This is a genomic window from Chryseobacterium hilariae, assembly GCF_051400735.1.
Lineage (GTDB): Bacteria > Bacteroidota > Bacteroidia > Flavobacteriales > Weeksellaceae > Chryseobacterium.
This window is the reverse complement of the sequence record NZ_JBLFFJ010000006.1, coordinates 218,981-244,338: the sequence shown is the minus strand read 5'-3', so window position 1 is coordinate 244,338 and position 25,358 is coordinate 218,981. Positions and strand designations below refer to the sequence as shown.

25 protein-coding genes, 1 pseudogene and 1 riboswitch are annotated in these 25,358 nt (G+C 36.6%); of the genes and pseudogenes, 23 read left to right on the top strand and 3 right to left on the bottom strand.

The window, feature by feature from the left end:
- The first annotated feature begins 32 nt into the window (after positions 1-32).
- The 6 genes from ACMGDK_RS17750 to ACMGDK_RS17725 all read left to right on the top strand — a co-directional run bounded on the left by ACMGDK_RS17750 (position 33) and on the right by ACMGDK_RS17725 (position 7,320).
- A complete protein-coding gene (locus ACMGDK_RS17750) occupies positions 33-2,423 on the top strand; it encodes a M1 family metallopeptidase (RefSeq protein ID WP_436809155.1) in 2,391 nt (796 codons plus the stop codon).
- Between the two features lie 544 nt (positions 2,424-2,967).
- A complete protein-coding gene (locus ACMGDK_RS17745; protein WP_262510879.1) occupies positions 2,968-3,102 on the top strand; it encodes a hypothetical protein in 135 nt (44 codons plus the stop codon).
- Between the two features lie 175 nt (positions 3,103-3,277).
- A complete protein-coding gene (locus tag ACMGDK_RS17740; protein WP_034723531.1) occupies positions 3,278-3,556 on the top strand; it encodes a co-chaperone GroES in 279 nt (92 codons plus the stop codon).
- Positions 3,557-3,666: 110 nt separating this feature from the next.
- Positions 3,667-5,292, top strand: a complete 1,626-nt coding sequence (gene groL / locus ACMGDK_RS17735; RefSeq protein ID WP_111955271.1) for a chaperonin GroEL — start codon at positions 3,667-3,669, stop codon at positions 5,290-5,292.
- A gap of 343 nt (positions 5,293-5,635) precedes the next feature.
- A complete protein-coding gene (locus tag ACMGDK_RS17730) occupies positions 5,636-6,694 on the top strand; it encodes a GmrSD restriction endonuclease domain-containing protein (RefSeq protein ID WP_436809154.1) in 1,059 nt (352 codons plus the stop codon).
- The gene (locus ACMGDK_RS17725) at positions 6,694-7,320 is read left to right on the top strand and encodes a hypothetical protein (RefSeq protein WP_436809153.1); all 627 of its coding nucleotides are present in this window, start codon (positions 6,694-6,696) and stop codon (positions 7,318-7,320) included. Before ACMGDK_RS17730 ends, ACMGDK_RS17725 begins: the two co-directional genes overlap by 1 nt.
- Before the next feature lie 118 nt (positions 7,321-7,438).
- Here ACMGDK_RS17725 and ACMGDK_RS17720 read toward each other — a convergent pair whose 3' ends face one another.
- A complete protein-coding gene (locus ACMGDK_RS17720) occupies positions 7,439-7,681 on the bottom strand; it encodes a helix-turn-helix domain-containing protein (RefSeq protein WP_436809152.1) in 243 nt (80 codons plus the stop codon).
- A gap of 512 nt (positions 7,682-8,193) precedes the next feature.
- Between ACMGDK_RS17720 and ACMGDK_RS17715 the strand changes: the two genes are divergently transcribed.
- The 13 genes and pseudogenes from ACMGDK_RS17715 to ribB all read left to right on the top strand — a co-directional run bounded on the left by ACMGDK_RS17715 (position 8,194) and on the right by ribB (position 17,491).
- On the top strand, positions 8,194-8,733 hold the full coding sequence (locus ACMGDK_RS17715) for a hypothetical protein (protein ID WP_436809151.1): 540 nt from the start codon (positions 8,194-8,196) through the stop codon (positions 8,731-8,733).
- A gap of 334 nt (positions 8,734-9,067) precedes the next feature.
- Positions 9,068-9,595 carry a hypothetical protein gene (locus ACMGDK_RS17710; RefSeq protein ID WP_223560279.1) on the top strand — a complete coding sequence of 176 codons (528 nt, stop codon included), beginning with the start codon at positions 9,068-9,070 and terminating at the stop codon, positions 9,593-9,595.
- A gap of 2 nt (positions 9,596-9,597) precedes the next feature.
- Complete coding sequence (locus ACMGDK_RS17705; RefSeq protein WP_436809150.1) at positions 9,598-10,647, top strand: serine hydrolase domain-containing protein; 1,050 nt, start codon at positions 9,598-9,600, stop codon at positions 10,645-10,647.
- Positions 10,648-10,710: 63 nt separating this feature from the next.
- Positions 10,711-11,232: a hypothetical protein gene (locus tag ACMGDK_RS17700; RefSeq protein ID WP_167409406.1), complete on the top strand. Its 522-nt coding sequence runs from the start codon at positions 10,711-10,713 to the stop codon at positions 11,230-11,232.
- Positions 11,204-11,876: pseudogene (locus tag ACMGDK_RS17695) on the top strand (DUF2461 domain-containing protein). The gene ACMGDK_RS17700 and the pseudogene ACMGDK_RS17695 overlap by 29 nt, the downstream one beginning before the upstream one ends.
- Before the next feature lie 291 nt (positions 11,877-12,167).
- Positions 12,168-12,737 carry a serine O-acetyltransferase gene (locus ACMGDK_RS17690; RefSeq protein WP_436809149.1) on the top strand — a complete coding sequence of 190 codons (570 nt, stop codon included), beginning with the start codon at positions 12,168-12,170 and terminating at the stop codon, positions 12,735-12,737.
- Between the two features lie 112 nt (positions 12,738-12,849).
- The gene (locus ACMGDK_RS17685) at positions 12,850-13,368 is read left to right on the top strand and encodes a DinB family protein (protein WP_436809148.1); all 519 of its coding nucleotides are present in this window, start codon (positions 12,850-12,852) and stop codon (positions 13,366-13,368) included.
- A gap of 45 nt (positions 13,369-13,413) precedes the next feature.
- Positions 13,414-13,830 carry an NAD(+)--rifampin ADP-ribosyltransferase gene (arr, locus tag ACMGDK_RS17680; RefSeq protein ID WP_436809147.1) on the top strand — a complete coding sequence of 139 codons (417 nt, stop codon included), beginning with the start codon at positions 13,414-13,416 and terminating at the stop codon, positions 13,828-13,830.
- Between the two features lie 14 nt (positions 13,831-13,844).
- Positions 13,845-14,336 (top strand): tetratricopeptide repeat protein, encoded by a 492-nt coding sequence (locus ACMGDK_RS17675; protein ID WP_436809146.1) that lies wholly within the window; start codon positions 13,845-13,847, stop codon positions 14,334-14,336.
- A gap of 183 nt (positions 14,337-14,519) precedes the next feature.
- Positions 14,520-15,074, top strand: a complete 555-nt coding sequence (locus tag ACMGDK_RS17670) for a dihydrofolate reductase family protein (RefSeq protein WP_436809145.1) — start codon at positions 14,520-14,522, stop codon at positions 15,072-15,074.
- 21 nt (positions 15,075-15,095) lie between these two features.
- Positions 15,096-15,884 carry an alpha/beta fold hydrolase gene (locus ACMGDK_RS17665; protein WP_436809144.1) on the top strand — a complete coding sequence of 263 codons (789 nt, stop codon included), beginning with the start codon at positions 15,096-15,098 and terminating at the stop codon, positions 15,882-15,884.
- 29 nt (positions 15,885-15,913) lie between these two features.
- Positions 15,914-16,267, top strand: coding sequence for a DUF2200 domain-containing protein (locus ACMGDK_RS17660; RefSeq protein WP_436809143.1), 354 nt, complete (start codon positions 15,914-15,916; stop codon positions 16,265-16,267).
- Positions 16,268-16,630: 363 nt separating this feature from the next.
- A riboswitch (FMN riboswitch) is annotated at positions 16,631-16,756 on the top strand.
- A gap of 90 nt (positions 16,757-16,846) precedes the next feature.
- A complete protein-coding gene (gene ribB / locus ACMGDK_RS17655) occupies positions 16,847-17,491 on the top strand; it encodes a 3,4-dihydroxy-2-butanone-4-phosphate synthase (RefSeq protein WP_436809142.1) in 645 nt (214 codons plus the stop codon).
- A gap of 75 nt (positions 17,492-17,566) precedes the next feature.
- On the opposite strand, the gene ACMGDK_RS17650 is transcribed toward ribB, so the two are convergent.
- The gene (locus ACMGDK_RS17650; RefSeq protein WP_436809141.1) at positions 17,567-19,654 is read right to left on the bottom strand and encodes a TonB-dependent receptor plug domain-containing protein; all 2,088 of its coding nucleotides are present in this window, start codon (positions 19,652-19,654) and stop codon (positions 17,567-17,569) included.
- 230 nt (positions 19,655-19,884) lie between these two features.
- On the opposite strand from ACMGDK_RS17650, the gene ACMGDK_RS17645 reads away from it, so the two are divergent.
- Positions 19,885-20,637, top strand: coding sequence for a DUF3575 domain-containing protein (locus ACMGDK_RS17645; RefSeq protein WP_436809140.1), 753 nt, complete (start codon positions 19,885-19,887; stop codon positions 20,635-20,637).
- A gap of 107 nt (positions 20,638-20,744) precedes the next feature.
- Positions 20,745-22,037 carry an MFS transporter gene (locus tag ACMGDK_RS17640; RefSeq protein ID WP_436809139.1) on the top strand — a complete coding sequence of 431 codons (1,293 nt, stop codon included), beginning with the start codon at positions 20,745-20,747 and terminating at the stop codon, positions 22,035-22,037.
- 56 nt (positions 22,038-22,093) lie between these two features.
- Here ACMGDK_RS17640 and ACMGDK_RS17635 read toward each other — a convergent pair whose 3' ends face one another.
- On the bottom strand, positions 22,094-22,306 hold the full coding sequence (locus ACMGDK_RS17635; protein WP_034702111.1) for a hypothetical protein: 213 nt from the start codon (positions 22,304-22,306) through the stop codon (positions 22,094-22,096).
- Positions 22,307-22,702: 396 nt separating this feature from the next.
- On the opposite strand from ACMGDK_RS17635, the gene ACMGDK_RS17630 reads away from it, so the two are divergent.
- On the top strand, positions 22,703-23,311 hold the full coding sequence (locus ACMGDK_RS17630; protein WP_436809138.1) for a class I SAM-dependent methyltransferase: 609 nt from the start codon (positions 22,703-22,705) through the stop codon (positions 23,309-23,311).
- Between the two features lie 217 nt (positions 23,312-23,528).
- Complete coding sequence (locus ACMGDK_RS17625; RefSeq protein WP_436809137.1) at positions 23,529-25,304, top strand: M43 family zinc metalloprotease; 1,776 nt, start codon at positions 23,529-23,531, stop codon at positions 25,302-25,304.
- Positions 25,305-25,358: the final 54 nt, after the last annotated feature.

Genomic DNA, 25,358 nt, shown 5'->3' with positions numbered 1-25,358 from the left:
TTATCTTTGATAACTATTAAATCAATTCTGTAATGAAATTAAAAGCAGCCCTACTTTCATTTTCTGTATTTGCATATACAGGCTTCACCGCACAAAACATTCAGAATAACCCGGGAAGCAACCACGGAAACAGATTCGAGCAGCTTGGGACCATTCTTCCGACTCCCAATATTTACAGAACGGCTTCGGGGGCTCCAGGCCAGGGATATTGGCAGAACAGGGCTGATTATGATATTACAGCTTATCTGGATGAAGATAAAAGAAACCTGAGAGGTTCAGAAACCATTACTTATTATAACAACTCTCCGGATGACCTGGATTATATCTGGCTTCAGCTGGATGAAAATGAACAATCCAATGTAAAGAATGCCGATTTTGCGTTTCCTTCTACTCTTCCGTCTTCTTCTAACGATCAGCAGCTGAAAGTCACCGAACTGCCTGAAAAAGACAATGGCTACGGGGTGAATCTGGAGAAGGTGACGGATGCTTCAGGAAATCCACTGAAATATACGGTGAACAAAACGATGATGCGTATTGATCTGCCAAAAGTATTAAAGAAAGGAGAAAAGCTGGTCTTTAAAGTAGACTGGAACTACAATATCCCGAACAGAATCCAAATGGGCGGCCGCGGAGGCTATGAAAATTTTGCCGAAGACGGAAATGATTTGTACACCATGACACAATGGTACCCGAGAATGTGTGTATACAGTGATTTTCACGGATGGCAGAACCACCAGTTTACTGGACGTGGTGAGTTTGCATTGGTATTCGGAAATTTTAAAGTTTCAATGAATGTACCTGCAGATCATATTGTAGGCGGAACCGGCGAATGTAAAAATTATGAGCAGGTTTTAACCTCAGATCAGATGGCAAGATACCGAAAGGCTGAAAGTGCTGCTGAACCCATAGAGATTGTAACGCTGGACGAGGCAAAAAAAGCTGAAAAAAATCATTCAAAACAGAGAAAGACATGGAGTTTTGAAGCCAATGATGTAAGAGATTTCGCCTGGACCTCATCCAGAAAATTTGTCTGGGACGGGATGCGTGTTACCATTCCCGAAAACAACAATAAAGTAATGGCTATGAGTTTCTATCCAAAAGAAGCCTACGGTCTTTACAGAAAATATTCTACAAAAGCGGTTGCCCACACCATAAAAACCTATTCTGAATTCACAATTCCTTATCCGTATCCTGTAGCGCAGTCCGTAGAGGCAGCCAACGGAATGGAATATCCGATGATCTGTTTCAATTTCGGAAGAACAGAAAAGGATGGAACTTATTCAGAAGGAACCAAGAACGGAATGATCGGGGTAGTGATTCACGAGGTTGGCCACAATTTCTTCCCGATGATCATCAATTCCGATGAGAGACAATGGAGCTGGATGGATGAGGGATTGAATACCTTTACCGAATATCTTACAGAGGAAAAATGGGATAATAAATTCCCTTCAAAAAGAGGCCCGGCTTGGACAATCACAGATTATATGAAGCTTCCTAAAGATCAGCTGGAACCGATTATGAGTAATTCTGAAAATATTATTCATTTCGGCCCTAATGCGTACTCAAAACCGGCTACGGGATTAAATATTCTTCGTGAAACGATCATGGGAAGGGAGCTTTTCGACAAAGCGTTTAAAACTTATGCTAAAAGATGGGCTTTCAAACATCCTGAACCTGCAGACTTCTTCCGTACTATGGAAGATGCCAGCGGTGAAGATCTCGACTGGTTCTGGAGAGGATGGTTTTACGGAACGGATCCTGTAGATATTGCTATTGATAAAGTAACTGTAGCAGTTCCGGATCTCAATACTCCCCCAAAGACAGCCAGAGAAATAAAATATAAAGTGGAAGAACCGCTTCAGAATTCATTTGAAGATATTTCAAAGATCAGAAACAAACAGGATAAGAACATCACATTCTATGTAGATAAGGATAAGGGTCTGCAGGATTTTTATTACAGATATGACAGAGGTCAGGAGAAAGTGGATGCAAACAAAGAATATACTATAAAAACGGAAGCCGGTGTTGCCCTGGAAGCCAAGGATAAAGAGAAATTCAAAAATCTTACAGGCTACCAGATCGATTTTGTCAATAAAGGAGGGCTGGTGATGCCTATCATTCTTGAATTCACTTTTGAAGACGGAACAAAGCTGCATGACAAGTCATCTGCACAGATCTGGAGACAGAATGAAAAGAAGGTTTCCAAGACGTATTATTTTGATAAAAAAATCAAGTCAATACAGCTTGACCCGATGAGGGAAACTGCGGATATCGACACTTCCAATAATTTATGGAGCAGTAACGGTGCAGATACTCAGACTTCAAAATTTCAATTATTTAAGCAGAAACAGGGAGGAGGCCCGGTAAGAGGAGGAGCCAACGGAAAAGTAAACCCGATGCAGGCTGCCGGAAAGAAATCATAAAAACTGAAAGGTTGTTTCACATTTGAAGCAACCTTTTTTATTTTGATGATTTGGCTAAAGCCAATTTTTGATGTTCCTTAAACATTAGGCGGGCAAAGCTCACCCCTATTGAATTTTTAAAATGCTATATAAAAAATCTGCGTAATCCGTTTGATCTGATTTTCCCCGAATCCCTGTACCCATGCCCATTACCCAGAAATATTTATCAGCATTGTGATTTTCTGGGCTATGATCTCAAAATAGAACAGAATCAGAAAAATAAATTTGTTCTGCCTGACCTGGCAAGTAAACGGATGATGACTCTGAAAATTCGGAAAAAAAATAACTGATGGCAGCAAAAGAAAAAATGACAATTCCTACTTCTGATATTTAAACCATTTATAAAATACTGATTTTCAAAATACAAAAGCCATAAATAAATCTACCAACAGTGTATAATCTGATTATAAAATTTTTTATCTTTGATGTACACATATCACATCAACGTCAAAAATCCTGATTGACATTAAATGTTCAGGAATGTAAAACTAATACAATATTATTTATGAAAAATGCTAAATCATTAAGCAGAGACGCCCAAAAATCTATTATCGGAGGTGCAGCGAGAGCTGTTTGCTGCGAATGGGACGAACAGGGAAGATGTACTTTATGGATCGGACCGGGACAGCACTGTCCTTAATCCACCTAATTATTAGAGTTAAATACAAAAGCCGGAAGTTTCCGGCTTTATTTTTTTCTATTTTTCTGCCAAATTTTCACACTTGGAAATAAAATTCTGCCATTTCATCCACAGGACTCTCATGGCATACATTTAGAGAATTATAATGGAGAATTAATTAAAAAATAAATATATTATGTCAGTAAACTTTAAACCATTAGCAGACAGAGTTTTGATCGAGCCGATCGCTGCAGAAACTAAAACAGCTTCAGGTATTATTATTCCGGACACCGCAAAAGAAAAACCACAGGAGGGTACAGTAGTAGCAGTAGGTCCAGGGAAAAAAGATGAGCCTACAACTGTTCAGGTAGGTGACAAAGTTCTTTATGGAAAATACTCAGGTTCTGAATTGAAATTAGACGGGAAAGATTTCTTAATCGTTAAGGAAGGAGATTTACTTGGAGTAATTGGATAAGACTCCAGATACAAGACATCAGATTTCAGACTTAAAAACTGAATAAAAATAATTTTTAAATAATGATTGACGTCTAACATCTGACGTCTAACATCTAATATCTAAATAAAATGGCAAAAGAAATAAAATTCGATATTGAATCAAGAGACGCTTTAAAAAGAGGAGTTGATGCATTGGCTAATGCAGTAAAAGTAACTTTAGGACCAAAAGGTAGAAACGTAGTGATTGAAAAATCTTTCGGTGCACCTCACGTAACTAAGGACGGTGTTTCTGTAGCGAAAGAAATCGAACTTGAAGACAGAGTAGAAAATATGGGAGCGCAGATGGTAAAAGAAGTAGCTTCCAAAACTAATGATATCGCAGGAGACGGTACTACTACCGCTACTGTATTGGCACAGGCTATCGTAAGAGAAGGTCTTAAGAACGTAGCTGCAGGGGCTAACCCAATGGATCTGAAAAGAGGGATCGACAAGGCAGTAACTGCAGTTGTTGAAAACCTTAAATCTCAGTCTAAAACAGTTGGAGATTCTACAGAAATGGTGAAGCAGGTAGCTTCAGTTTCTGCAAACAACGACGAAACTATCGGATCTCTGATCGCTGAGGCTTTCGGAAAAGTAGGTAAAGAAGGTGTAATCACTGTAGAAGAAGCTAAAGGTATCGATACAACAGTAGACGTTGTAGAAGGTATGCAGTTCGACAGAGGATACCAGTCTCCTTACTTCGTAACTAACCCTGAAAAAATGGTAGCTGAAGTAGAAAATCCATATATCCTTTTGGTAGAGAAGAAAATCTCTTCCATGAAAGAATTGCTTCCGGTTCTTGAGCCGATTGCACAAGGCGGAAAATCTCTATTGATTATTTCTGAAGAAGTGGAAGGTGAAGCTTTAGCTACTTTGGTGGTAAACAAATTAAGAGGTTCTCTTAAAATTGCTGCTGTAAAAGCTCCTGGATTCGGAGACAGAAGAAAAGCAATGTTAGAAGATATCGCGATCTTAACTGGCGGACAGGTGATTTCTGAAGAGCAAGGTTTCACTATGGAAAATATCTCTCTGGATATGCTTGGAACTGCTGAGAAAGTAACGATCGATAAAGATAATACGACTATCGTAAACGGTGGTGGTGACGAAGCTAAAATCAAAGGAAGAGTAGCTCAGATCAAAGCTCAGATGGAAACGACTACTTCTGACTACGACAGAGAAAAACTACAGGAAAGACTGGCTAAATTAGCTGGTGGTGTTGCCGTACTTTATGTAGGTGCAGCTTCTGAAGTGGAAATGAAGGAGAAAAAAGACAGAGTAGATGATGCGCTTCACGCTACAAGAGCAGCCGTTGAAGAAGGTATCGTTGCAGGAGGTGGTGTTGCTTTAGTAAGAGCAATCTCTGCTTTGGAAAACCTTACAGGGATCAATGCTGACGAAACTACAGGGATCAGAATCGTGAAAAGAGCTATCGAGGAGCCATTAAGACAAATCGTTGCCAACGCAGGTGGTGAAGGTTCTGTAATCGTTGCTAAAGTAGCAGAAGGTACAGGAGACTTCGGATACAATGCTAAAACTGACGAGTATGTGAACATGCTTGAAGCAGGAATCATTGACCCTACGAAAGTAACAAGAGTTGCCCTTGAAAATGCAGCTTCTGTTTCCGGAATGCTTCTTACAACAGAATGTGTGATCACTGAAGTGAAAAAAGACGAACCAGCTATGCCAATGGGTGGCGGAATGCCGGGAATGATGTAGTCATCACCGATGCTTTAAATATATAAACCGTTCTGCTTTTGCAGGGCGGTTTTTTGTTTTAATTATGGTTTTCCGTAAGGGACCAATTTTGAAATAGTATAATTTTATCTAATAATATAGTTTAATAAATGATATTAATTGCTATTTTTATTGATATTTTACTGAACTAACACTTAAAAAATTCATAACCAAGGAAAACAAACATGGATATTACAAAGTACAAGATTTTTTTTTGAAAAGCAACAACAATATTTTAATCTGACTTGCGAATTTTTCCAATTCTTTTTCAATTTACAAATACCTTTTCTTTAACAAAAACTACAATAAACGAAAATTACAATAAATGAAAAACTTTGACAGTAGGACTTATAGTATTAACGATTTTTTAGAATGGAATGACAAAAAGCAACTCCAATTATCACCAAAATTCCAAAGAAAATCAGTATGGACAGATGATGCTAGGTCATATCTATTGGACACAATAATCAGAGGCAAACCAATTCCAAAAGTTTTTATTAGACAAACTTTAAATGTTGAGACAAGACAATCAATTAGAGAGGTTGTAGATGGACAACAAAGACTTAGAACAATATTATCATATATTAATGATGGATTTGTAATAAACAAAAAGCATAACGAAAAATATGGTGGTTATTATTTTAGTCAATTAGGTAATATAGATCCTGACATACAAGCCCAAATTTTAAATTACGAATTAGCAGTAGATTTATTGGTAAATTTACCTGATAAAGAAATTCTTGATATCTTTAGTCGATTAAATTCTTATTCTGTAACATTAAATGAGCAAGAAAAAATTCATGCAAACCATTTTAGTGAATTCAAAATACTTGTGGATAAATTAGCACATAAATATAATGACTTCTGGACTGATAGTAAACTTCTAACAAATCAAAAAATTCTGAGAATGGAAGATGCAACTTTAGTTGCAGATTTAGTAGTTGCCATGTTAGAAGGCATCCAATCGAAGAAACAAATCAAAAATTTTTATAGTAAATATGAAAAATCTTTTGAATTTAATGTTTTTGAAATTGAACAAAAATTTGATACAACTATAGAGTTAATTAAAAGTGTTTTTGATGAAGGATTAAAGTCCACTGAATTTAGGCGTATTCATTTATTTTACTCTCTTTTTACTACTTTTTATTATTCTTTGTTTGGATTAAAAGATATCGCAATTGCTATGAATTCTATAAATCCAAATAAATATGAAAGAATAAAAATTTCATTAACAAATCTTAATGATTTGTTCAGTAAAAAAACTCTTACAGGTTTACCTGAAAATGAAATACAATTTTTAAATGATAGTAGAAGAGCTACTACAGATACAGTTGTTAGAATGAGAAGAACTGAATTTCTAATCAATAAAATAAATGGGGTATAATGGCTTTAAATCAAAATTTGACAGAATTTAGGGCTACTATAACAGAATTGAATCAACATATTCAATTTGCACATCAAAAATATGCTAGTGGCTCTTATAAAGTAGCAGTTAGTCTGAGAGAATTTATTTCAGAATCTGCTTTCCTAAAAATTTTTGTTGCCTGGGAAACATTTGTTGAAAAATGTTTTATTGATTATTTAATCAATGAGGAATCTATACTAAATCGTAGACCGGCAAAATGGGCTACTCCCATTGATTTTAATCATGCAAATCAAATAATAATTGGTAATCAAAAGCATATGGATTGGTCGAATCCAGAAACAATTAGAAAAATAAGTAAAATATTTTTTCATCAAGGCTATGTATTTGATACTGCACTCTCTGCCATAAATGCAGATTTAATGGATATGAAAGCAATAAGAAATTCTGCTGCTCATTTGTCTTCAACCACTACAACTAAATTAGATGGTGTAGCCACGAGAATATTAGGAACTCCATCCGTAAATTTTACCGCTTATAAATTACTCTTTCATAATGATCCCAGAAGTACAACTACCTTAGAGACTGTTCTAGAAAGATATTTAAACCTTTTAGATATAGCTGCAGAAGAAATAGCAAATGGATAATCAATATATAAATCATAAAAAATTACCCCGCAAAATCCACTAACTTTGCATACTAAATAAAATAAGCTCCGAAGTCTTCATACTCCGGAGCTTATTTATACTTTAGTTAAGGACAAATCTAGGACTTCTCATCAATTTTAAAGTCCAATAAATCTTTAGGTAATACATTTAGACCTCTAGCCAAATCAATTAATGTAGTAAATGCAAAATTTCTTTTTCCATTTTCTATATCGCTTATTGTACCTTTAGTAATTTTGGAACTATTTAGGACAACATCATCTTGGGTAAGTCCAGATTTAAGCCTTAAATCTTTGACGTGTTCTCCAAATTTTTTTAGTATTTCATCTTGTAAAACATCCATTTATTAGCACTTTATACAAAGTGCGTAATTTTTGTTACAAGTTTTGTTACAAGAACTTGTAACAAACTAAAAATTTCTTATATTTGGAAAAGATTACTCATTAGAGTAATTTTGCGATACTTCAAGAAATATAGAAGCTATTGCTTAGAATCTTGTAATAGAAAACTGGTACTTTTTAAAGCAACAAGATGATAAGTATGAAGCTCACGACCTAGGCGTGGGCTCTCTTATCTGTTGCAAGGTATACCAGTACCCCTATTACAGATATTGTAGAGTCCCATGCCGTTTTTATTTTCATGCAGTTCTGTTTTCTACAATCATCCTTTTCTAAGCCTGCTTTACAACATAAAGTATCATGATACGGTACAATGGGTTGTACAATCCATTGCGGCTTTAGGGCTTTTAGAAAAACACAAATTCTATCATATGCATTGGGCCTGTATGAGCAGGAAGTTCAGGCGCACTTCCTCCTTTACGGCCAGTAAAATCGTACAGTAAAAAAATACACAATCATGAAAAAAACCAGAACAGACCTTCAACCCCGGCTTGGTAAAGACCGGAAGAAATATTGCGGCATACAGCTAATGGAAACCTATTTTAAGCTCAATGACTTGACGGCATCCAAAGAGCTGCTAAACGACATTATAAGTTATGCGGTAAAAAGAAATAGCTGGATAAAAGAACATCCGTCCGTCATCTTTCATTTTCAGCAGGCGATGCGGTCATTCATCCGTGCAGGCTACCTCATAGCGCTACAGGAAAAGAAAAGAACCGCAACTATCCAGCTGGAAGGTGCTTCTCCGTTGGTTCTTGGCTTGCTTTCCGAGAAGGAATACCAAAATCCGCTGTTGGTGTTTAAAAAAGCATTCAAAGAATACAGCATCAAGGAATTTGATTATTTTATTTCCGGGATGGTCTATTTCTCACTGGGAATCTATCACAATCTACCAGAAAGGAACATAATAAGCCCATACATTCACCTCACCAAAATGCTGGATGCAGCGTACCTTATTATTGAAAGAAAAAATAAAGATAACCCCACCTTAAGTTAACTGTTTCGCCATCAGTAGGGGCCTAATGGATAGCATTTCATTACAAACACTATTGCGGGAAACAAAACACAGTTGTATTTTGTTTCCCGCAAGTTGCGTAAGACCTTCAACAAAATATTTTTAACAAAAACAAGGTTGTTTGTAACCAATGTAAAAAGTATTTGATTACAAACAACCCTGTTTTAAACCAAATACAAATTACTTTAGTGAAAAACATATATGTTTGAACTTTCGCAGATTTTGTGCAGTGGAAACCAACGTTCACAAGGATGCTGCAATTTCTAAAGATTAAAAACTTAAATTAGCAATCATTATTATTGCAAATAATTTCAGAATGAAGTATAAACTAGCCGTGATTATATTTTTTATCAGTTTTTTATCTTATTCGCAAACCATAGAATGGAGACCTGATTTTAAATTACAACAAAGTGACTTTCAGGGAAAAATCCCTGACAATAATACAATTGATCATGCAGGAACGGCCTTTAATATCGGCTATGAAATTGTCTCGAATTCTATATGGACAGGAAGAATGAAGATCAGGACTTATGCCATATTCGATCAATCAAAATCCTGGTTAAATGAATCCTTTTATTCTGATAATTTATTGAATCACGAACAAAAGCATTTTGACATCGCTCAGGTTTTCGCATACAAATTGCAGAATCTGATTAATAAGGAAATAAAAAAATCAGAAGATTTCAGTTCAAAATTTTTGAGCTTAAGCAAGCTAATTGAAGATGAATGCTTAAGTTTTCAAGAAAAATATGATGCAGAAACTGATCACGGGACTATACCGGAAGTACAAAAAGAATATGATAAAATTATTGAACAAATGCTAAAAGAAAATAACAAAAACTAATCATGCCAAATTATAAACAACTATTCCTATTTTTCATTCTTCTTCTACTTCCCATAAATAATTCATTTGCCCAGACAAACAAAATCAGTCAGATAGATTCCCTGATGAAATGGTCAAACCAGATCGGAGTGTTTAATGGAAACGTTTTAGTATCAAAAAATAATAAAATCATTTACAACGCTTCTTTTGGCTTTACAGATGCCACAAAAACGAAAAAACTAACGCCTGATTACAGGTTTCATATTGGTTCCATTACCAAAGAATTCAGTGCCGTGGCATTGATGCAATTACAGGAGCAGGGCAAATTGAACATAGAAGACCCTGTTTCCAAATACATTCCGGAGTTACCAAAATGGGCCAATGAAGTCACCATAAAAAACCTGTTACAGTACACAAGCGGTATCCCCGGTGTAAACTGGAAAAAGATTAAAAATGACAAGGATCTTTTTGATGGCTTAAAACTCGTGGATTCACTGGATTTCAAACCGGGTACCCATTACGATTACACCATCAATAATCTATTTTTACGCCAGTTCATTATTGAGCGGTTAGCCGTAATGAACTTTAAAACGTATGTGGAAAAATTCATTTTCAAGCCTTGCAAAATGACATCTTCCGTTATGACTCTTTTTGAAAATGAAAAAAACATAGCTAAAGCATTTGATAATAATTTAGTAGCAGACAAAGAAGAATTGCCTATAACTGGCGGAACCTATTTAACCACTAAAGATTTGTTGAAATGGGAAGATTGCCTTCATTCCAATAAAATAATCAGTGCCAACTCAGTGTTTGAGCTGGGGCAGCATTTTGATCTGCCGGATACCCAATCAGCTTTGGGACAGGCAAAATACAGAAATAGAAAATTAATTGAGCATGTACACGATGGAAGAGCCGGAAGATATGAAGCCCTTTTAGTTTCTGATCTGGATCAAAAATTTACCATTATTCTATTGGGAAACAACTACAACGGAAGATTATTTGAAATTTCCGATGCCATTACAGCCATTCTGAAAAACGAGAAATATAGTCTTCCTCAAAAAAACAATCCATAAAACAAAAAGACCTTTGAATTCCTTAAACTACTTTGCTTTTAACGATGATAATTAAGTTGAATTTTGAAAAAAATAATTGCGATAAGCTGTATCATTTTAGCATTGATTTTTCTCAACTATCCTGTTTTTGACAGCGAAGGAATATCTTATCTTATTATTTTTACCTGCTTTGTTGCTATTTGTTTTTCAGGAGCAAAAATATATTCTCCCAGGGCTGAAAATTATGACTCTGTTGAAAAAGAAGCCGATCAATTAGAGAAATATGATGGTGATTTCCAATATACAAATGAAGGATTTTACAATAAACAGAAAAAACCGGTAGAGCTTATAAAGTGGGATGAAATTATTTCAGTATATTCATTTAGTATTCCAGTTTCAAAACATAAAAGAGAAACAGGCCTGGAAGTAATTACCTACAAAAATAGTTATGAATTCAGTAGGTCTACACCCGGAATCAAAAAGTTAACCAATGAAATGTATAATCATCTCCCAGATTGGCAATTAAATTCTCCAACTATTAGAATCAATAATCACGGACTGGAAAAAACAAAACTGTATGAAAGACACCATGAAAAAAACCTTTGAATTCCTAAAACACTTAGAAAAAAACAACAACCGTGAATGGTTTACTCAGCACAAAGCGGAATATGATTCAGTGGTAAAAGAAAACAAAGTTTTTTTTAATCAGGTCTATACTGAACTTCAGGAATACGATAGTTTAAAGGGAATCCATATTTTCAGGATTTACAGAGACGTCCGCTTTTCCAAGGACCCTACTCCGTATAAAACCAATTTCGGGGTTGGCTATTCCCGTTCAAAGGCAATGCTGAGAGGAGGATATTATATTCAGCTGGAGCCCGGTAACAGTTTTGTAGGTGGCGGATTCTGGGGACCTGAGGCGAAAGACCTACTCCGTATCCGTAAAGAATTCGAGCTCAATACCACAGAAATTGAAAAGATCACTTCTGATGAAGTTTTCAAACAATACTTTGGAGAAATTAAAGGAGATGCTGTAAAAACAGCTCCGAGAGGTTTTGATAAAAATCACCCAGCCATAGATCTAATCAGGAAAAAACAAATTTGTCGTGATGCGAAAATTTACGGACAAGGAAGTTTTATCGGACAGCTTTCAGAAAGAAGCAGTTCTCACCTTATTAGCCATGCGCCCTTTCTTTGATTATATGAGTGAGGTGCTCACTACGGACCTAAATGGAGAGTCATTATATTAAAAATAAGACTATATATTCTAACCGTTCTATTTTTTAAAGTGGTTTGTACGGAATAGATCAAAAGACAATTATAGAATATTCACCTGTTATTCCAGTAGTAATTTCATTAAGCCTTGTTTAATAGTAATAAAGATAAAGAATATAATAATATTTAAATGTAGGTTTAGTTACCTATAAAAATTATTTTTGTATATACCTTTTTAACTTAATAAAAAATAAACTACCATTTATCATCTAAATTGAACTTTTAACTGATGTAGTGGTACTAATCAAGCAGATAAAATATTAATAATGGATACAAAAGAAAAAAATAGTAGAACTATTAAAGCGGATCTTTTCCGCTACGGGGGATTATGCGGTACTAAAGGATTTATAAAAGGACTTCTGCTAATTCCTGGTTTTAGATACATGTATTTGATACGAAAGATTTCAAAATATAATAAATATTCAATAAAACATTCAATATTAACAATTCTTATAAGAAGATATTCCTATAAATATGGATTTCAAATACCATCAACTACAGAAATTGGAGAAGGGTTCTATATAGGACATTGGGGAACAATTGTAATTAATGAAAAAGCAAAAATTGGTAAGAACTGTAATATCACTCATAATGTTACAATTGGTCAGGCTAATAGAGGTAAACTAAAAGGCTATCCGGTTATTGGAGATCATGTTTGGATTGGAGCAGGTGCAATAATTGTTGGTAATATTAATATTGGATCAAATGTATTAATTGCGCCAAATTCTTTCGTAAATATTGATGTTCCAAATAATTCTTTAGTATTAGGGAACCCTTGTAAAGTCATCAGTAAAGAAAATCCTTGTGATGGTTATATCAATAATATATATCAATAATATGAAATATATGATCAATATTTAATATATATGACAATCCTTAAAGATTGCTAAGGTTAATATTTTACTTATTTTTATATCCACCAAAATCATTAACAAAATATTAATCATCATGAATTTAAAAACATTAATCACACACAGTGTTCAGTACAACAATTGGGTAGTCAATAAATATATCGACTGGCTTTCCACAAAGTCTGATGAGCAGCTTAACCAGGAGGTTATTTCAAGTTTTCCGACGATCTTATCAACCTTGCATCACATATGGCAGACCCAGCAGTACTGGTGGGCCTATATTGCCGAAAATGGCGATTTTGATTTTGCTGAAATTTCTGCTGCAGTGACTAAAGAAGAGATTTTTTCCGGCATAAAAAACAACTCTCAGAAGTTAATGGATTACGTGGAAACCTTATCCGAAGAAGACCTGGCAAAAAACGTAAAAATTGAATCCCAATGGTTCCAGTGTGACTTCTCCAAATACGAGTACATCCAGCATGTAATTGTCCATGGAACATACCACCGAGGACAGATCGTAACCATGGGAAGGAATGTCGGGATAACAGATGCTCCAATGACGGATTACAACTTCTGGAATGTCTATAAAAATTCTGAAGCAACATCTGAAGCATAATCAGTTACCGAATATTTTATATTTTTCACAAAAAAAATCAGGACAATGACTTCAAACCTTTCTGACGAATCCGTCATTTATTACCACGGTACCAAAGCCGATCTTAAACCCGGAGACCTCATCGAAATTGGTTTCATTTCAAATTACGGCACCAAGAGAAAAGCAAAATATATTTATCTTTCCGCCACTTTGGAAGCGGCAACCTGGGGTGCAGAATTGGCTTTCGGAGAGGGAAAAGAAAGAATTTATATTGTAGAACCAACTGGTCCTATTGAAGACGATCCCAATTTAACCGACAAAAAATTTCCTGGGAATCCGACAAAATCTTACCGTTCTCAATATCCTTTTAAAGTTATTGGAGAAGTTGAAGAATGGCAGGGACATTCACCGGAACAGCTCAAGGCCATGAAAGATCACCTTGAAAAACTGAAACAGCAAGGCATTGAAGCCATTGAAGACTGATAAAATATCTAAACATGAAAGGTTTTAAACTCTGGGAGGAAGAATTAAAAAGAATATGGGATCAGTTAGGAAAAATTTCCAATGATGATTTTATTGAAAAAATAAAACTGCATACGGATAAGATTTCTGATGATCAACCTGCCATTGCAGATTTTGAAAGAGCATGCGCTTACGATTCTACCGGTCTTGAAAAAAATGCGGAACCGCTTTATAGATCTGCTTTAGAGTTCGGCCTTACAGGATTACGGCGAAGAAGGGCAAGAATTCAGCTGGCAAGCACTTTACGGAATAATGGGAAATATCATGAAAGCATAGAAATGTTAAGACAAGAAAAGGAAAATTATTCCGATGAGCTGGATGATGCCGTCAATGCATTTTTGGCGTTGTCACTTTCCTCGGTCAATAATGATAAGGAAGCGTTGTCTTTAGTCCTGGAATCTCTATCCGCACATTTGCCGAGGTATAATAAATCAGTGTATAATTATTCCAAGAAACTCATCAAATAAACAATAGACCGTAAATAAGTGAAGATCCGGTTGCAGAGTTACTGCTAAGAACTGAAAGATCTAAAAAAGAATTTTCAGAAATTATTACACCCATTAATATTCTTTATCATTTATAAAACAACACGTTCGGTCTTCAGAGCGTTTTTCTGTATTTTTACAGGGATTCAACGATAAATTTATGCTATGAGAAAAATAATCCTGGACCTGGCTGTCACTTTAGATGGATTCATTGAAGGTCCCAACGGCGAAACAGATTGGTGCATCATGGATGACGATATGAATTTTGACGGGTTTCTGAATAGTATCGATACTATCTTTTATGGCCGGGTAAGTTATGACTCGTGGGGAACCTATCAGCCGGAAGAAACTGCTGATACTGAAGAAAAAGAGTTTTGGAGATCCATACATTCTAAAAACAAGTATGTTTTTTCAGGACAGGACAGAAAATATCCTGGAGCCATTTTTATAAGTTCTGATATTGCTAAAAAAACAACTGAAATTAAGAAACAGGAGGGAAAAGATATCTGGCTGTATGGCGGAGCGAGTCTTATTAAAACCTTTATTAACTTAGATCTTATTGATGTATACAGAATTTCTGTTCACCCTATTGCTTTGGGAAGCGGAAAACCTTTGTTTGAAAACCTGAAAGAAAGGCTGGCGCTGAAGCTGATCACGACAAACGTTTTCAGGTCAGGAGTGGTACAGCTTATCTACGAACCAAAACAATCAATAAATTAAACTCAGAAAAATAAATTAATCATGGAAAAATATGCACAGTCTTCGGACGGACAGAATATTCATTATAAAGAAAGCGGACAGGGAAGCCCTTCCATCCTATTCGTACACGGATGGCTCGGCAACGCAGAATGGTGGAACAGCCAGCAGGAGCATTTCAAGGACAGATATCATATTGTACAGATGGATCTGGCCGGACACGGAAAATCTGGCACTTCCAGAAAGGAATGGACAAGCGCATTGTATGCAGATGATATCAAAGCAGTAGCAGACCAGATAAACTCTTCAGAGGTTATCCTGGTAGGACATTCCATGTCGGGAGCCTATGTTCTTGAAGCTTCTTTAAAAATTCCTCAGGTAAAAGCACTTATCCTGATCGACACCGTAAAAGATCTTGACGAAGCGATCTCAGAAGAAAAGGCTGAAGAGTTTTTATTCGTGCATTACCGCAATGATTTTAAAAATGCCGTTGAAAATATTCTTCCTCAATATCTTTTTGCGGAAAAAACGCCATCCGATGTAAAACGCAGTCTTCAGGATGAGTTTCTTCAAAATACATCAGAAAAAGCTATTGATCTGCTCAGACCTTTGTATCAAAAAGATTTCAGAGAAGCGGCGTCACAGGTTCAGGTTCCGGTAAGGGCTATCAATTCCGATAACTTCCCTACCAACATAGAGAATAACCGGAAGTATTTAAAAGATTATAATTACACTGAAATAGCCGGGATAGGCCACTATCCTATGCTGGAAAACCCGGAAGAATTTAACCGTATTCTTGATGACATTCTTAAAGAAATCAATGGAAAACATTAATACTACTAGTTGAACATTAATTAAAAGCCATGCAGAACACCAGAATTTATACCACTGCTTTTGTAAGTGTTTATCCTCATTATATTCAAAAAGCAGAAAAGAAAGGACGTACAAAATCCGAAGTTCATGAAATTATATTCTGGTTAACAGGATATGATGAAAAAAGTTTACAGGAAATTTTAGACAACAGGACAGATTTTAAAACATTCTTTGAACAGGCTCCGCAGATCAATCCCAATGTTTCACTGATCAAGGGAGTCATCTGCGGATACCGCGTGGAAGATATTGAAGATGAGCTGATGAGAAATATCCGTTATCTGGATAAACTGATTGATGAGCTGGCAAGGGGAAAGAAGATGGAGAAAATATTAAGGGAATCATGATTTGTGGGATGTATCAGAAATAATTTAAACCAAAGAAGAGCTAACAAACCAATTCAAAAAACATTATCCGGTTCTGAGAGAATGAAATCTCCTTTGAAAGTCATAAAAAAGCGAATTTATTGTCGAACTTTGTCTCTGGATAGCTTATTATATAACTGTCCTGCAATTATGCTTTCGCCTTAATAACTTTATTCTTCCGGTTTACAGCCTCCTGACAGCATTAAAAATGTCTTTATCCGAATCAATAAATACGATTAAATCCCTTTCCTGATTCAAAAAACTTTCCGAAATTTGTAACCTGTGCGTTAAATATAATTAATGAAATAAAATTTTAAATCAGAACATACAGTAAAACTTAGTATAAGTTTTCTTCGGGGCAGGGTGAAATTCCCTACCGGCGGTTACAGTCCGCGACTCCTTTCTTTTGAAGGGACTGATTTGGTGAAATTCCAAAACCGACAGTTAAAGTCTGGATGGGAGAAGAAAATAAAACGGTCAGTAAGATTCCTTACGGGCTTATTGTGCCGTATTTCATTTCCATGTACCGAAGACTATTTTAACTTTTAAAAGTAAAATAACATGGAAAAATTATTAGAACAATTTGGAGCAACCTCCACAGAACGTGTAGAAAATGCACTTCTAAAACTACAACAGGGAAAAGGAATTCTTTTAGTAGATGATGAAAACCGTGAAAACGAAGGCGATATCATCTTTCCCGCATCCACCATTACAGAAAAAGACATGGCACTTCTGATCCGCGAATGCAGCGGAATCGTCTGTCTGTGCATTTCAGAAGAAAAAAGCAAGCATCTTAACCTCCGTCCGATGGTGGAAAACAACAACTCTAAAAATCAGACGGCATTCACCATTTCTATCGAGGCTAAAGAAGGTGTTGAATCCGGAGTTTCAGCAAAAGACCGTGTAACAACGATCAGGACTGCTGTGGCAGAAAATGCAGAAGCCGGCCATATTGCAAGTCCGGGGCATGTTTTTCCTCTGATCGCTAAAAAAGGCGGTGTTTTCAAAAGACGGGGACATACCGAAGGCAGTGTAGATCTGGTAAAAATGGCTAATCTTGGTGATGATGCCGTGCTCTGCGAACTGACCAATGAAGACGGTTCTATGGCTAGGCTTCCGGAAATCGTGAATTTTGCCTCTCAAAAAGGAATGAGCGTAGTAACTATTGAAGATATTTACGCCTACCGCAAAATAATGAGCAACTAAAAAAAATATATTTTAACGCACAGAACCGCCGCCCGATTTCATCGGGCGGCGGTTTATTAAACATTCATTAAAAAATTAGAAAGTAGCTGCAGGGGCAGTTTCGTTATTCAGTTTTCTCTGGATCTCTGTTTTCTTTCCTTTTGAAAAATCAAAGCTTACCCCAAGAACAACCATGGACTTATTATTCATAATCTTTGTGTGTACATTATAATCCACTAAACTTTCCGGAAGGCTTTTTGTTTTATATTCCGAAGGCATCCCGATCCAGTACATTCCCGCAGTAAAACTCCAGCTTTTAAGCCTGTAGCTGGCAAAAAAATGATTCTGGTTCTCGTTCGTATTAAGGAAAGCCCCGCTCAGTGTATACACCGGAATATTGACCATATACTTCACACTGAAAGATTTATATTCCGAGGATACTGAAAAGTTATTAGCGAGATAGTCATTTTTGATGAGTGCCCCTTTACTCGTTCTTAAAGACTCTGAAGTTGGTGTCAATACTGCTTTCAAAACAAGCAGGCTGCTTCCGAACGGTTTATAAGAGCCGGACAGCTGGACTCCGTAGCGTTGGGCATTTTTCCCGTTTTCGTAGGTCAGTGCATATCCTCCGAAAGTATCATCCAGAATATAATATTGGTTGATGACACGATCCGTATACCGGTAGAAAAGACCCGCATTAAAATCAAATTTTTTATTATTAAAAGAATAAATTAAATTATTAGAAAAATTCTGCTGCGATTTAAGAAACGGATTTCCCTTCTGTACAATATTCGGGGCGATCTGTACCACATTGCTGCTGAGTGCGCTGCTCCACGGACTTGTAGGACTGTAACTGCTCGTTAGCCTGAGACTTTGATTGGTCTTCAGCTGATAGCCCAAGATAATTTTTGGTGTGAACGACCATTCATCAAAGGTATTTGCAGCACTTTTATTATGAATATTGGTAAGTCCCGCACCGATTCTGTAGCTAAATTTATCTGCTTTTCCTGAAAACTCAGAATAAAAGTACTGTTCCAAATAATTAACGCTGTACTGTGAATATCCTGCAAGATTATTCAGGTCGTTGGAAATAGCAGTGCTTGAAATACGGTAGCCGGAAGAAAGCTTTCCAGCCGTAAAATCATGAGTGTGGGCAAGTTCACCGACAAAATTAGTCTGCTCAGCTTCCAGAATCATATCATTGTTATAAACCGAACTTCCGGTAGGAATGATCCATTCCCGAGCAGATTCAGTAGTATTGGTCTTGTAATGAGAACCTACCACATTCAGGCTTAATTCATCTTTAAGTCCTATCTTTTTGGAATAATACACATCCAGTTTAGGAATAGTATAGCTGGAACTGCTATTTTTAAACATTTCGTGTTCTTCACTGAAGCTGTCTTTTATAAAAACGCTTTCTCCTGTACCTTTTGAAAACCTGCTGAAAATATCCACATTCAGTTTGGCCTGAAAAGTATAATCATCAGCAACCATACGAGTGTAACGCAAAGCTATATTCTGAGAAGTATATCCAAAATGATCCTGCCTCCTCTCGTCCGAACGGTAATGCTCTCCGCTGAGGCTGTAATCATAGATACTCTGAACTTTTCTGTTGTCATAATCCCTCAGGTTAAGCGAGTATTCCAATCCGAAATTATTCTTCCCTTTCGTAAAATTAGCATAGGAAGATGCATTAACGAATCCCGTAGTCAATCCCGACATTACATCTGCTCCAAAAACATATCCGGTTTCATTTGATCTTGTAATAATATTGATCACGGTTTCTGCCCTGGAAGCCCATCTTGCCGGTGGAATGTCGTAATATTCCACTTTTACCACCTCACTTGGCGCCACACTCCTGATCTGCAAATCTGTAGCTTCTATTCCATTGATAAGAAACAGGGAAGTTCCGCCTTTTGTACTTGTAAGGGTATTGGAAACGGGATCCAGCTGCAGTTCCGGCAGTGTCTGAAGCAGATCTTTCGCATACCTTGCTTTCTCCAGAGCTTCTTTATCAAAGGTATAAACGGACTTGTCTGCAAACTGCTTTTTACGTTGAGACTTTAAGATCACTTCCTGGATTTCCTTTGTACCCGCCTGTCCTACTGTATCATTTTTCGTGTTCTCCTGCGAAAACACTAAAACCCCACAAAGAAAAAACACAGGATATATCGTTTTTTTCATATTCATAAATAAAATTGTATTGATGAAAATAAGACAGGCAATTCCCAGTATTCATTACATACATCTCAATATTTTAAGAAAAGAAAATAAAACAATTAGTTTGTAACGATTTATTGTTTATCACACAGCAAAAACAATATGCATATTGTTAAAAATAAAATCATATTGAAATATTATTAACTTTTTGCCTGCTTTTTGATGCTATATTTTACACCACAAAATATAAAGTCATGAAAAAGCTCCTCATCTTAATTCCCTGTTTTTTGTTTTCAGAAGCAGATGCACAGGAACTTCAGGCTATTCCCGCAGAGAAAATGAACATTATTAAGACCAATGTTACAGCTTATGCCTTCAGAAATATTAACCTGTCTTATGAAAGAGCCATCAACCAATGGTTCTCTCTTAACATAGGTTTCGGAACAATGACGCAGGGAAAAGTACCTTTTATCAATGCATTTTTGAAAGATGAAGATGAAAAAAGATTTCAAAATCTGAGAGTAAAGGCAACAAATTTCACGATTGAACCCAGGTTTTATATTGGGAGAGGCTATGGCAGGGGATTTTACTTTGCACCCTATTACCGGTATTCAGATGTTTCGTCCAATAGCTTTGATTTCTATTATGACTATGATGCTGTCGACGGAAATACCTACCAGATTCCTCTTAAAGGCCAGGGAAGCACCAGCGGAAACAGCGGCGGCCTGATGGTTGGGGCACAGTTTTTTCTTACCAGAAGCCAGAACCTCGTACTTGATTTTTGGATCGCAGGTGCCCATTATGGAAGTGGAAAAGGTGACTTCAGCATGACCAGCAATTATGTACTGACTCCGGAAATGCAGGCACAGCTTAAGCAGGAAATTGAAAATCTTGATATTCCTTTTGTAGAGTATACCGTAGAGACGAATGCCAATGGAGCAAAAATAAAAGTGGACGGCCCATGGGCAGGCTTCAGAAGCAGACTGTCGATTGGGTACAGATTTTAAAAATGATATTTAACGTTATTAAGCCGTTCTTAAAAGAGCGGTTTATTTTTTTGTAAAATTTGTATCTTGCCTTTCTTTATACTTCTTTATTATCTACAAATAAATCTATGAATTCATCACCCATAACCACAGGCCAGAGAATCAAAGCCATTGTAGGCGGATCTATCGGAAATTTGGTTGAATGGTATGACTGGTATGCTTATGCTGCTTTTGCCATTTACTTTTCCAACTCATTTTTTCCGGATTCGGATCTTAATGCCCAGCTGATGAATACAGCGGGAATTTTTGCCGTAGGATTTTTGATGAGACCAATCGGAGGCTGGATATTCGGAAGTATTGCTGATAAGATCGGGAGAAAAAAAGCGATGACTTTTTCCGTCCTTCTCATGTCTTTCGGGTCACTTCTTATTGCCCTTACCCCAACCTATAAAACGATCGGAATTCTGGCACCTGCACTGTTGCTGCTTGCAAGATTACTGCAGGGATTAAGCGTTGGCGGAGAATATGGTGTTTCTGCAACCTACCTCAGCGAAATGGCATCGGAAAACCGGAGAGGCTTTTATTCAAGTTTTCAGTATGTAACGCTTATAGGCGGACAATTGATTGCATTAGGAATTCAGTTGATTCTGCAGAAACTTCTTTTAACAGAAACTCAACTTGAGGAATGGGGATGGAGAATTCCTTTTGTTATCGGAGCATTACTTTCTGTGATCGCTTTATATTTAAGAGCCAATCTTCATGAGACTGAAGCATTTGAAAATAAAAAAGAGGTCAGTGAAAAGAAAAAAGGAACAGTTACCGAACTTCTCAAACATCCCAAAGCTTTGCTTACTGTAATAGGACTTACTTTAGGCGGAACCCTGGCTTTTTATACGTATACCACTTATATGCAGAAGTTTTTGGTGAATACTGTACATCTTACCAAAGAGCAGTCTACCCTGATTTCTTTTATTTCATTATTTATATTTGCCTGCCTGCAGCCTGTTTTCGGAGCATTGTCGGACAGGATCGGAAGAAGACTTCTTCTTTTAGGTTTTGGAATTCTGGGTACGCTGTTTACAGTTCCTCTTCTTACAGCTTTAAGCACCACCACTTCGATGTGGACTGCATTCTTCCTGATCATGGCCGCCCTGATCATTGTCAGCGGCTACACTTCAATTAACGCCGTTGTAAAGGCTGAACTTTTCCCTTCTGAGATCAGAGCGCTGGGAGTAGGACTTCCTTATGCTCTTACGGTAGCTATTTTTGGAGGAACGGCGGAATACATTGCTCTTTGGTTCAAAAAGGCTGGAACGGAAGAATATTTTTACTGGTATATCACCGGATGCATATTATTTTCACTGATTGTATACGCCGGAATGAAGGACACCAAAGAGACCTCAACACTGGATAAGGATTAGTGACCATTCATAAAAAACCGGGCGCCGCAGATTCTCTGCGGCGCCCGGTTTATATTTTAGTGGTAAGCCTTTTTAAATTTCTCCACCATACTGTCCAGATTATGCCGCTGAACATATACACTCTTCACTTCCTGGTACCTCGGTGACTTATAAAAAACCTCATGGAAATCCATACTTCCGTTTCCTACCTTCACTACTTTTTGTACATCGATATTTAGCTTTTTTAGCTCGTCTTTAAAGACTTTAAATTCATCTTGTATGTTGCTCATTTATATTTTTGGATTTTAGTTTAAAAAATCAATTTTACACTTGACACCCTTTAATTGTCTGGGGCAGACTCTAAATTTGTAATAAAAATAGTGAATTTTTCAATATAACCACCAGTCAACCGTCACTTTTTTACCTAATTTAACGATTTTGTATGGATTTTACATTTTTTCATGATTGTAAAATAATTTCAGCTTTTTAAAATTTTCCAGAAAGCACTATGAAAAGCCTATCAATTCAGGAAAAATTACCGATTTGTCATTTGACTGATATATACATGTACGGTTTTACTCCAAATTCAAAATCGCAAGTAAATGTGACAAAAACATAATGGATTAATTTATAAATTCGAATAAAGAAAGAAGCCACTAAAGGATAACAATCAAAAACATATTAAAATGAATGATATCAACAAGGAACACTGGGAAAACGTATATGCGACTAAAAACCCAGATCAGGTAAGCTGGACCCAGAAAAAACCACAGACATCCCTTGATTTTATTCATTCCTTCGGTTTGGGAAAAGATGCCAGGATCATTGATGTAGGAGGCGGAGACAGTAATCTTGTTGATTATCTTCTTGAGGAAGGCTATAAAAATATCACTGTTCTTGATATTTCTGCCAAGGCTCTGGAAAAAGCCAGAAAAAGGTTAGGAGAAAAAGCTGATAAAATAACCTGGATCGCTTCAGACATTACAGCATTTGAACCCCGGGAAACGTATGATATCTGGCACGACAGGGCTGCTTTCCATTTTTTAACAACTCCTGAACAGGTTTTATATATCAAAACAGCAGGCAAAAGTGTAACCGGGTTTATGATTTTGGGGACTTTTTCTAAAAATGGACCTGCCAAATGCAGTGGTCTGGATATTCAGCAATACGATGAGGAATCTTTGCCCGCAAAATTTGAAGCAGATTTTGAAAAAATAAAATGTATTACAGAAAATCATACAACTCCTTTTGATACAGTGCAGAATTTTGTTTTCTGCAGTTTAAAAAAAATTTAGGATGTTGATTCACTCAGTAAAATGATTTCTCTTTAAAATTTTATTATAAACAGATGTACTTGTAAGCCTGATCTATTTTTCCATTTATATCAATTATTCTACTTTACTGATTTTATCAATAAAAATTAACACTATTTAGATCAATATAATATAAAAATATAGTTTTTTGTTATTTATTTTATTATTTTTAATACACCATAATCTAATAATATAATTTATGAAAAAACTACTATTCATCATTGTTTCAGGCTTGGCCTGTTCAAATTTTTATTCACAGAAGTTAGAATTCCAGGAGTGTGGAACTGACGAATTAATGCGGAAACATTATGAAAGACATCCGGAACAGAAAGCTCAGGACGATGCTTTTAATTTGGAATTATCCAGGCTGATCAAAAGCGGAAAATTATCCAGCACATTAAACAAGAACCAGGTCTACGAAATTCCTATTGTTGTTCATGTGGTAGGTGACGGAAGTGCTGTTGGGACAGCCAATAACAAATCTGATGCTGATATCATAGCATGGGTGAATTATACGAACGGGGTATTTTCCGGAAGCACCTCCAGCGGAATGTCAGGAACCAGTGCTGTATTGCCTGTAAAATTTGTTTTTGCCAAAATCAATCCTAGCTGTAATCCTACTAATGGGATCAACAGGATCAATGCTTCTCATCTTCCAAAGTATGTGAGCGGAGGGGTGAATAATGATAATACCACAAATGCCGTAACGGCTTCTCAGATTACCGCTCTTGGGATGTGGGATACCAGTAAGTATTACAATATCTATGTTGTTAAGAAACTGTCATCCAATGCAGGAACTTTGAACGGATTTGCCTATTATCCCGGAGGCAGCAATGATTATTCTTTTATGTCCACAAGTGCTTCGGCAGTGAATGCACAGACGTTGGCCCATGAATTTGGACACGCGCTTGGCCTTCGCCACACACATGAAGGTTACAGTGAATCTACCGGAGCCTGCCCTACCAATACAGACTGTACTCTTCAGGGAGACCTGGTATGTGATACCGAACCCATGAAAAGCCTTTATCATTCGTCTGTTCCTTATACCTGCCAGACAGGACAGATTAATCCCTGTACCAGCCAGGTATATGCAGGTGGTGAAAGAAATGTTATGGCTTACACATTCTGTTTCAGGAATTTATTTACCCAGGGACAGTCTGATAGGGCTACTGCACAGCTTCTGCAGTACAGACAATCACTGATCAATTCTCCGGTAGCTTCTTCAACTACGCCTAACAACAGTTCTGTTTTAACCACAGCATGCACTCCAACCTCTATGACGAATCCCGGAAACTATAATATTGGAATTACTTCTGTGAAATTTGCAAACATTAATAATTACTCCGCCAATTACAAACAGGCTTCCAATAATTTCTATGAAAACTTTACGGGAAATTACTGCTCTGGAATTTCAAAAACTACAATTCCTTCCAATACTGCAACAGTAATTACAGTTGCACCGGGAACCAGCAATCCGCATATTATCAAGGCTTATATAGATTACAATAATGACGGGCAGTTTAATGAGACTACAGAACTTGTTCTTAACCAAAGCTCAGTCAGCAGTGGTTCTGTTGCCACCGCATCAGTAGCTCCTCCTGCAAGTGCTGTAACGAATACGCCATTAAGAATGAGAATAATCGGTGAGTTTAACGGAACAGCTGTTACGGCCTGCTACACTCCGAAATACGGGCAGGTAGAAGATTATTCTGTGATTATTACACCTCAGAATCTATTGGCTGCTGAAAGTGTAAACAAATCAAGCATTACCAAGGATGAGAGTTTTGTACAGGTAAAAGGTGATCTTAAAATTTCCACCGTTCATATCTATGATGCTTCAGGAAGACTTTTGATCAGCAGAGCAGACATAAAATCCTCTGAATTCAGATTTCCTGTCAATGAAAAAAATACCATCATCACGGTAACCGCAGTTTTGGAAAATGGAAAAGTGATCAATAAGAAATTAAAATTTTAAACAGCACATTTTAAATAAAAAAGAGAGCTACAGGCTCTCTTTTTGTATTTTATG

What these genes read in the sequence shown, in the direction of transcription:
- ACMGDK_RS17750 (WP_436809155.1), top strand. Translation starts at nt 33, where the DNA reads ATGAAATTAAAAGCAGCCCTACTTTCATTTTCTGTATTTGCATATACA.
- ACMGDK_RS17745 (WP_262510879.1), top strand. Translation starts at nt 2,968, where the DNA reads ATGAAAAATGCTAAATCATTAAGCAGAGACGCCCAAAAATCTATTATC.
- ACMGDK_RS17740 (WP_034723531.1), top strand. Translation starts at nt 3,278, where the DNA reads ATGTCAGTAAACTTTAAACCATTAGCAGACAGAGTTTTGATCGAGCCG.
- groL (WP_111955271.1), top strand. Translation starts at nt 3,667, where the DNA reads ATGGCAAAAGAAATAAAATTCGATATTGAATCAAGAGACGCTTTAAAA.
- ACMGDK_RS17730 (WP_436809154.1), top strand. Translation starts at nt 5,636, where the DNA reads ATGAAAAACTTTGACAGTAGGACTTATAGTATTAACGATTTTTTAGAA.
- ACMGDK_RS17725 (WP_436809153.1), top strand. Translation starts at nt 6,694, where the DNA reads ATGGCTTTAAATCAAAATTTGACAGAATTTAGGGCTACTATAACAGAA.
- ACMGDK_RS17720 (WP_436809152.1), bottom strand. Translation starts at nt 7,681, where the DNA reads ATGGATGTTTTACAAGATGAAATACTAAAAAAATTTGGAGAACACGTC.
- ACMGDK_RS17715 (WP_436809151.1), top strand. Translation starts at nt 8,194, where the DNA reads ATGAAAAAAACCAGAACAGACCTTCAACCCCGGCTTGGTAAAGACCGG.
- ACMGDK_RS17710 (WP_223560279.1), top strand. Translation starts at nt 9,068, where the DNA reads ATGAAGTATAAACTAGCCGTGATTATATTTTTTATCAGTTTTTTATCT.
- ACMGDK_RS17705 (WP_436809150.1), top strand. Translation starts at nt 9,598, where the DNA reads ATGCCAAATTATAAACAACTATTCCTATTTTTCATTCTTCTTCTACTT.
- ACMGDK_RS17690 (WP_436809149.1), top strand. Translation starts at nt 12,168, where the DNA reads ATGGATACAAAAGAAAAAAATAGTAGAACTATTAAAGCGGATCTTTTC.
- ACMGDK_RS17685 (WP_436809148.1), top strand. Translation starts at nt 12,850, where the DNA reads ATGAATTTAAAAACATTAATCACACACAGTGTTCAGTACAACAATTGG.
- arr (WP_436809147.1), top strand. Translation starts at nt 13,414, where the DNA reads ATGACTTCAAACCTTTCTGACGAATCCGTCATTTATTACCACGGTACC.
- ACMGDK_RS17675 (WP_436809146.1), top strand. Translation starts at nt 13,845, where the DNA reads ATGAAAGGTTTTAAACTCTGGGAGGAAGAATTAAAAAGAATATGGGAT.
- ACMGDK_RS17670 (WP_436809145.1), top strand. Translation starts at nt 14,520, where the DNA reads ATGAGAAAAATAATCCTGGACCTGGCTGTCACTTTAGATGGATTCATT.
- ACMGDK_RS17665 (WP_436809144.1), top strand. Translation starts at nt 15,096, where the DNA reads ATGGAAAAATATGCACAGTCTTCGGACGGACAGAATATTCATTATAAA.
- ACMGDK_RS17660 (WP_436809143.1), top strand. Translation starts at nt 15,914, where the DNA reads ATGCAGAACACCAGAATTTATACCACTGCTTTTGTAAGTGTTTATCCT.
- ribB (WP_436809142.1), top strand. Translation starts at nt 16,847, where the DNA reads ATGGAAAAATTATTAGAACAATTTGGAGCAACCTCCACAGAACGTGTA.
- ACMGDK_RS17650 (WP_436809141.1), bottom strand. Translation starts at nt 19,654, where the DNA reads ATGAAAAAAACGATATATCCTGTGTTTTTTCTTTGTGGGGTTTTAGTG.
- ACMGDK_RS17645 (WP_436809140.1), top strand. Translation starts at nt 19,885, where the DNA reads ATGAAAAAGCTCCTCATCTTAATTCCCTGTTTTTTGTTTTCAGAAGCA.
- ACMGDK_RS17640 (WP_436809139.1), top strand. Translation starts at nt 20,745, where the DNA reads ATGAATTCATCACCCATAACCACAGGCCAGAGAATCAAAGCCATTGTA.
- ACMGDK_RS17635 (WP_034702111.1), bottom strand. Translation starts at nt 22,306, where the DNA reads ATGAGCAACATACAAGATGAATTTAAAGTCTTTAAAGACGAGCTAAAA.
- ACMGDK_RS17630 (WP_436809138.1), top strand. Translation starts at nt 22,703, where the DNA reads ATGAATGATATCAACAAGGAACACTGGGAAAACGTATATGCGACTAAA.
- ACMGDK_RS17625 (WP_436809137.1), top strand. Translation starts at nt 23,529, where the DNA reads ATGAAAAAACTACTATTCATCATTGTTTCAGGCTTGGCCTGTTCAAAT.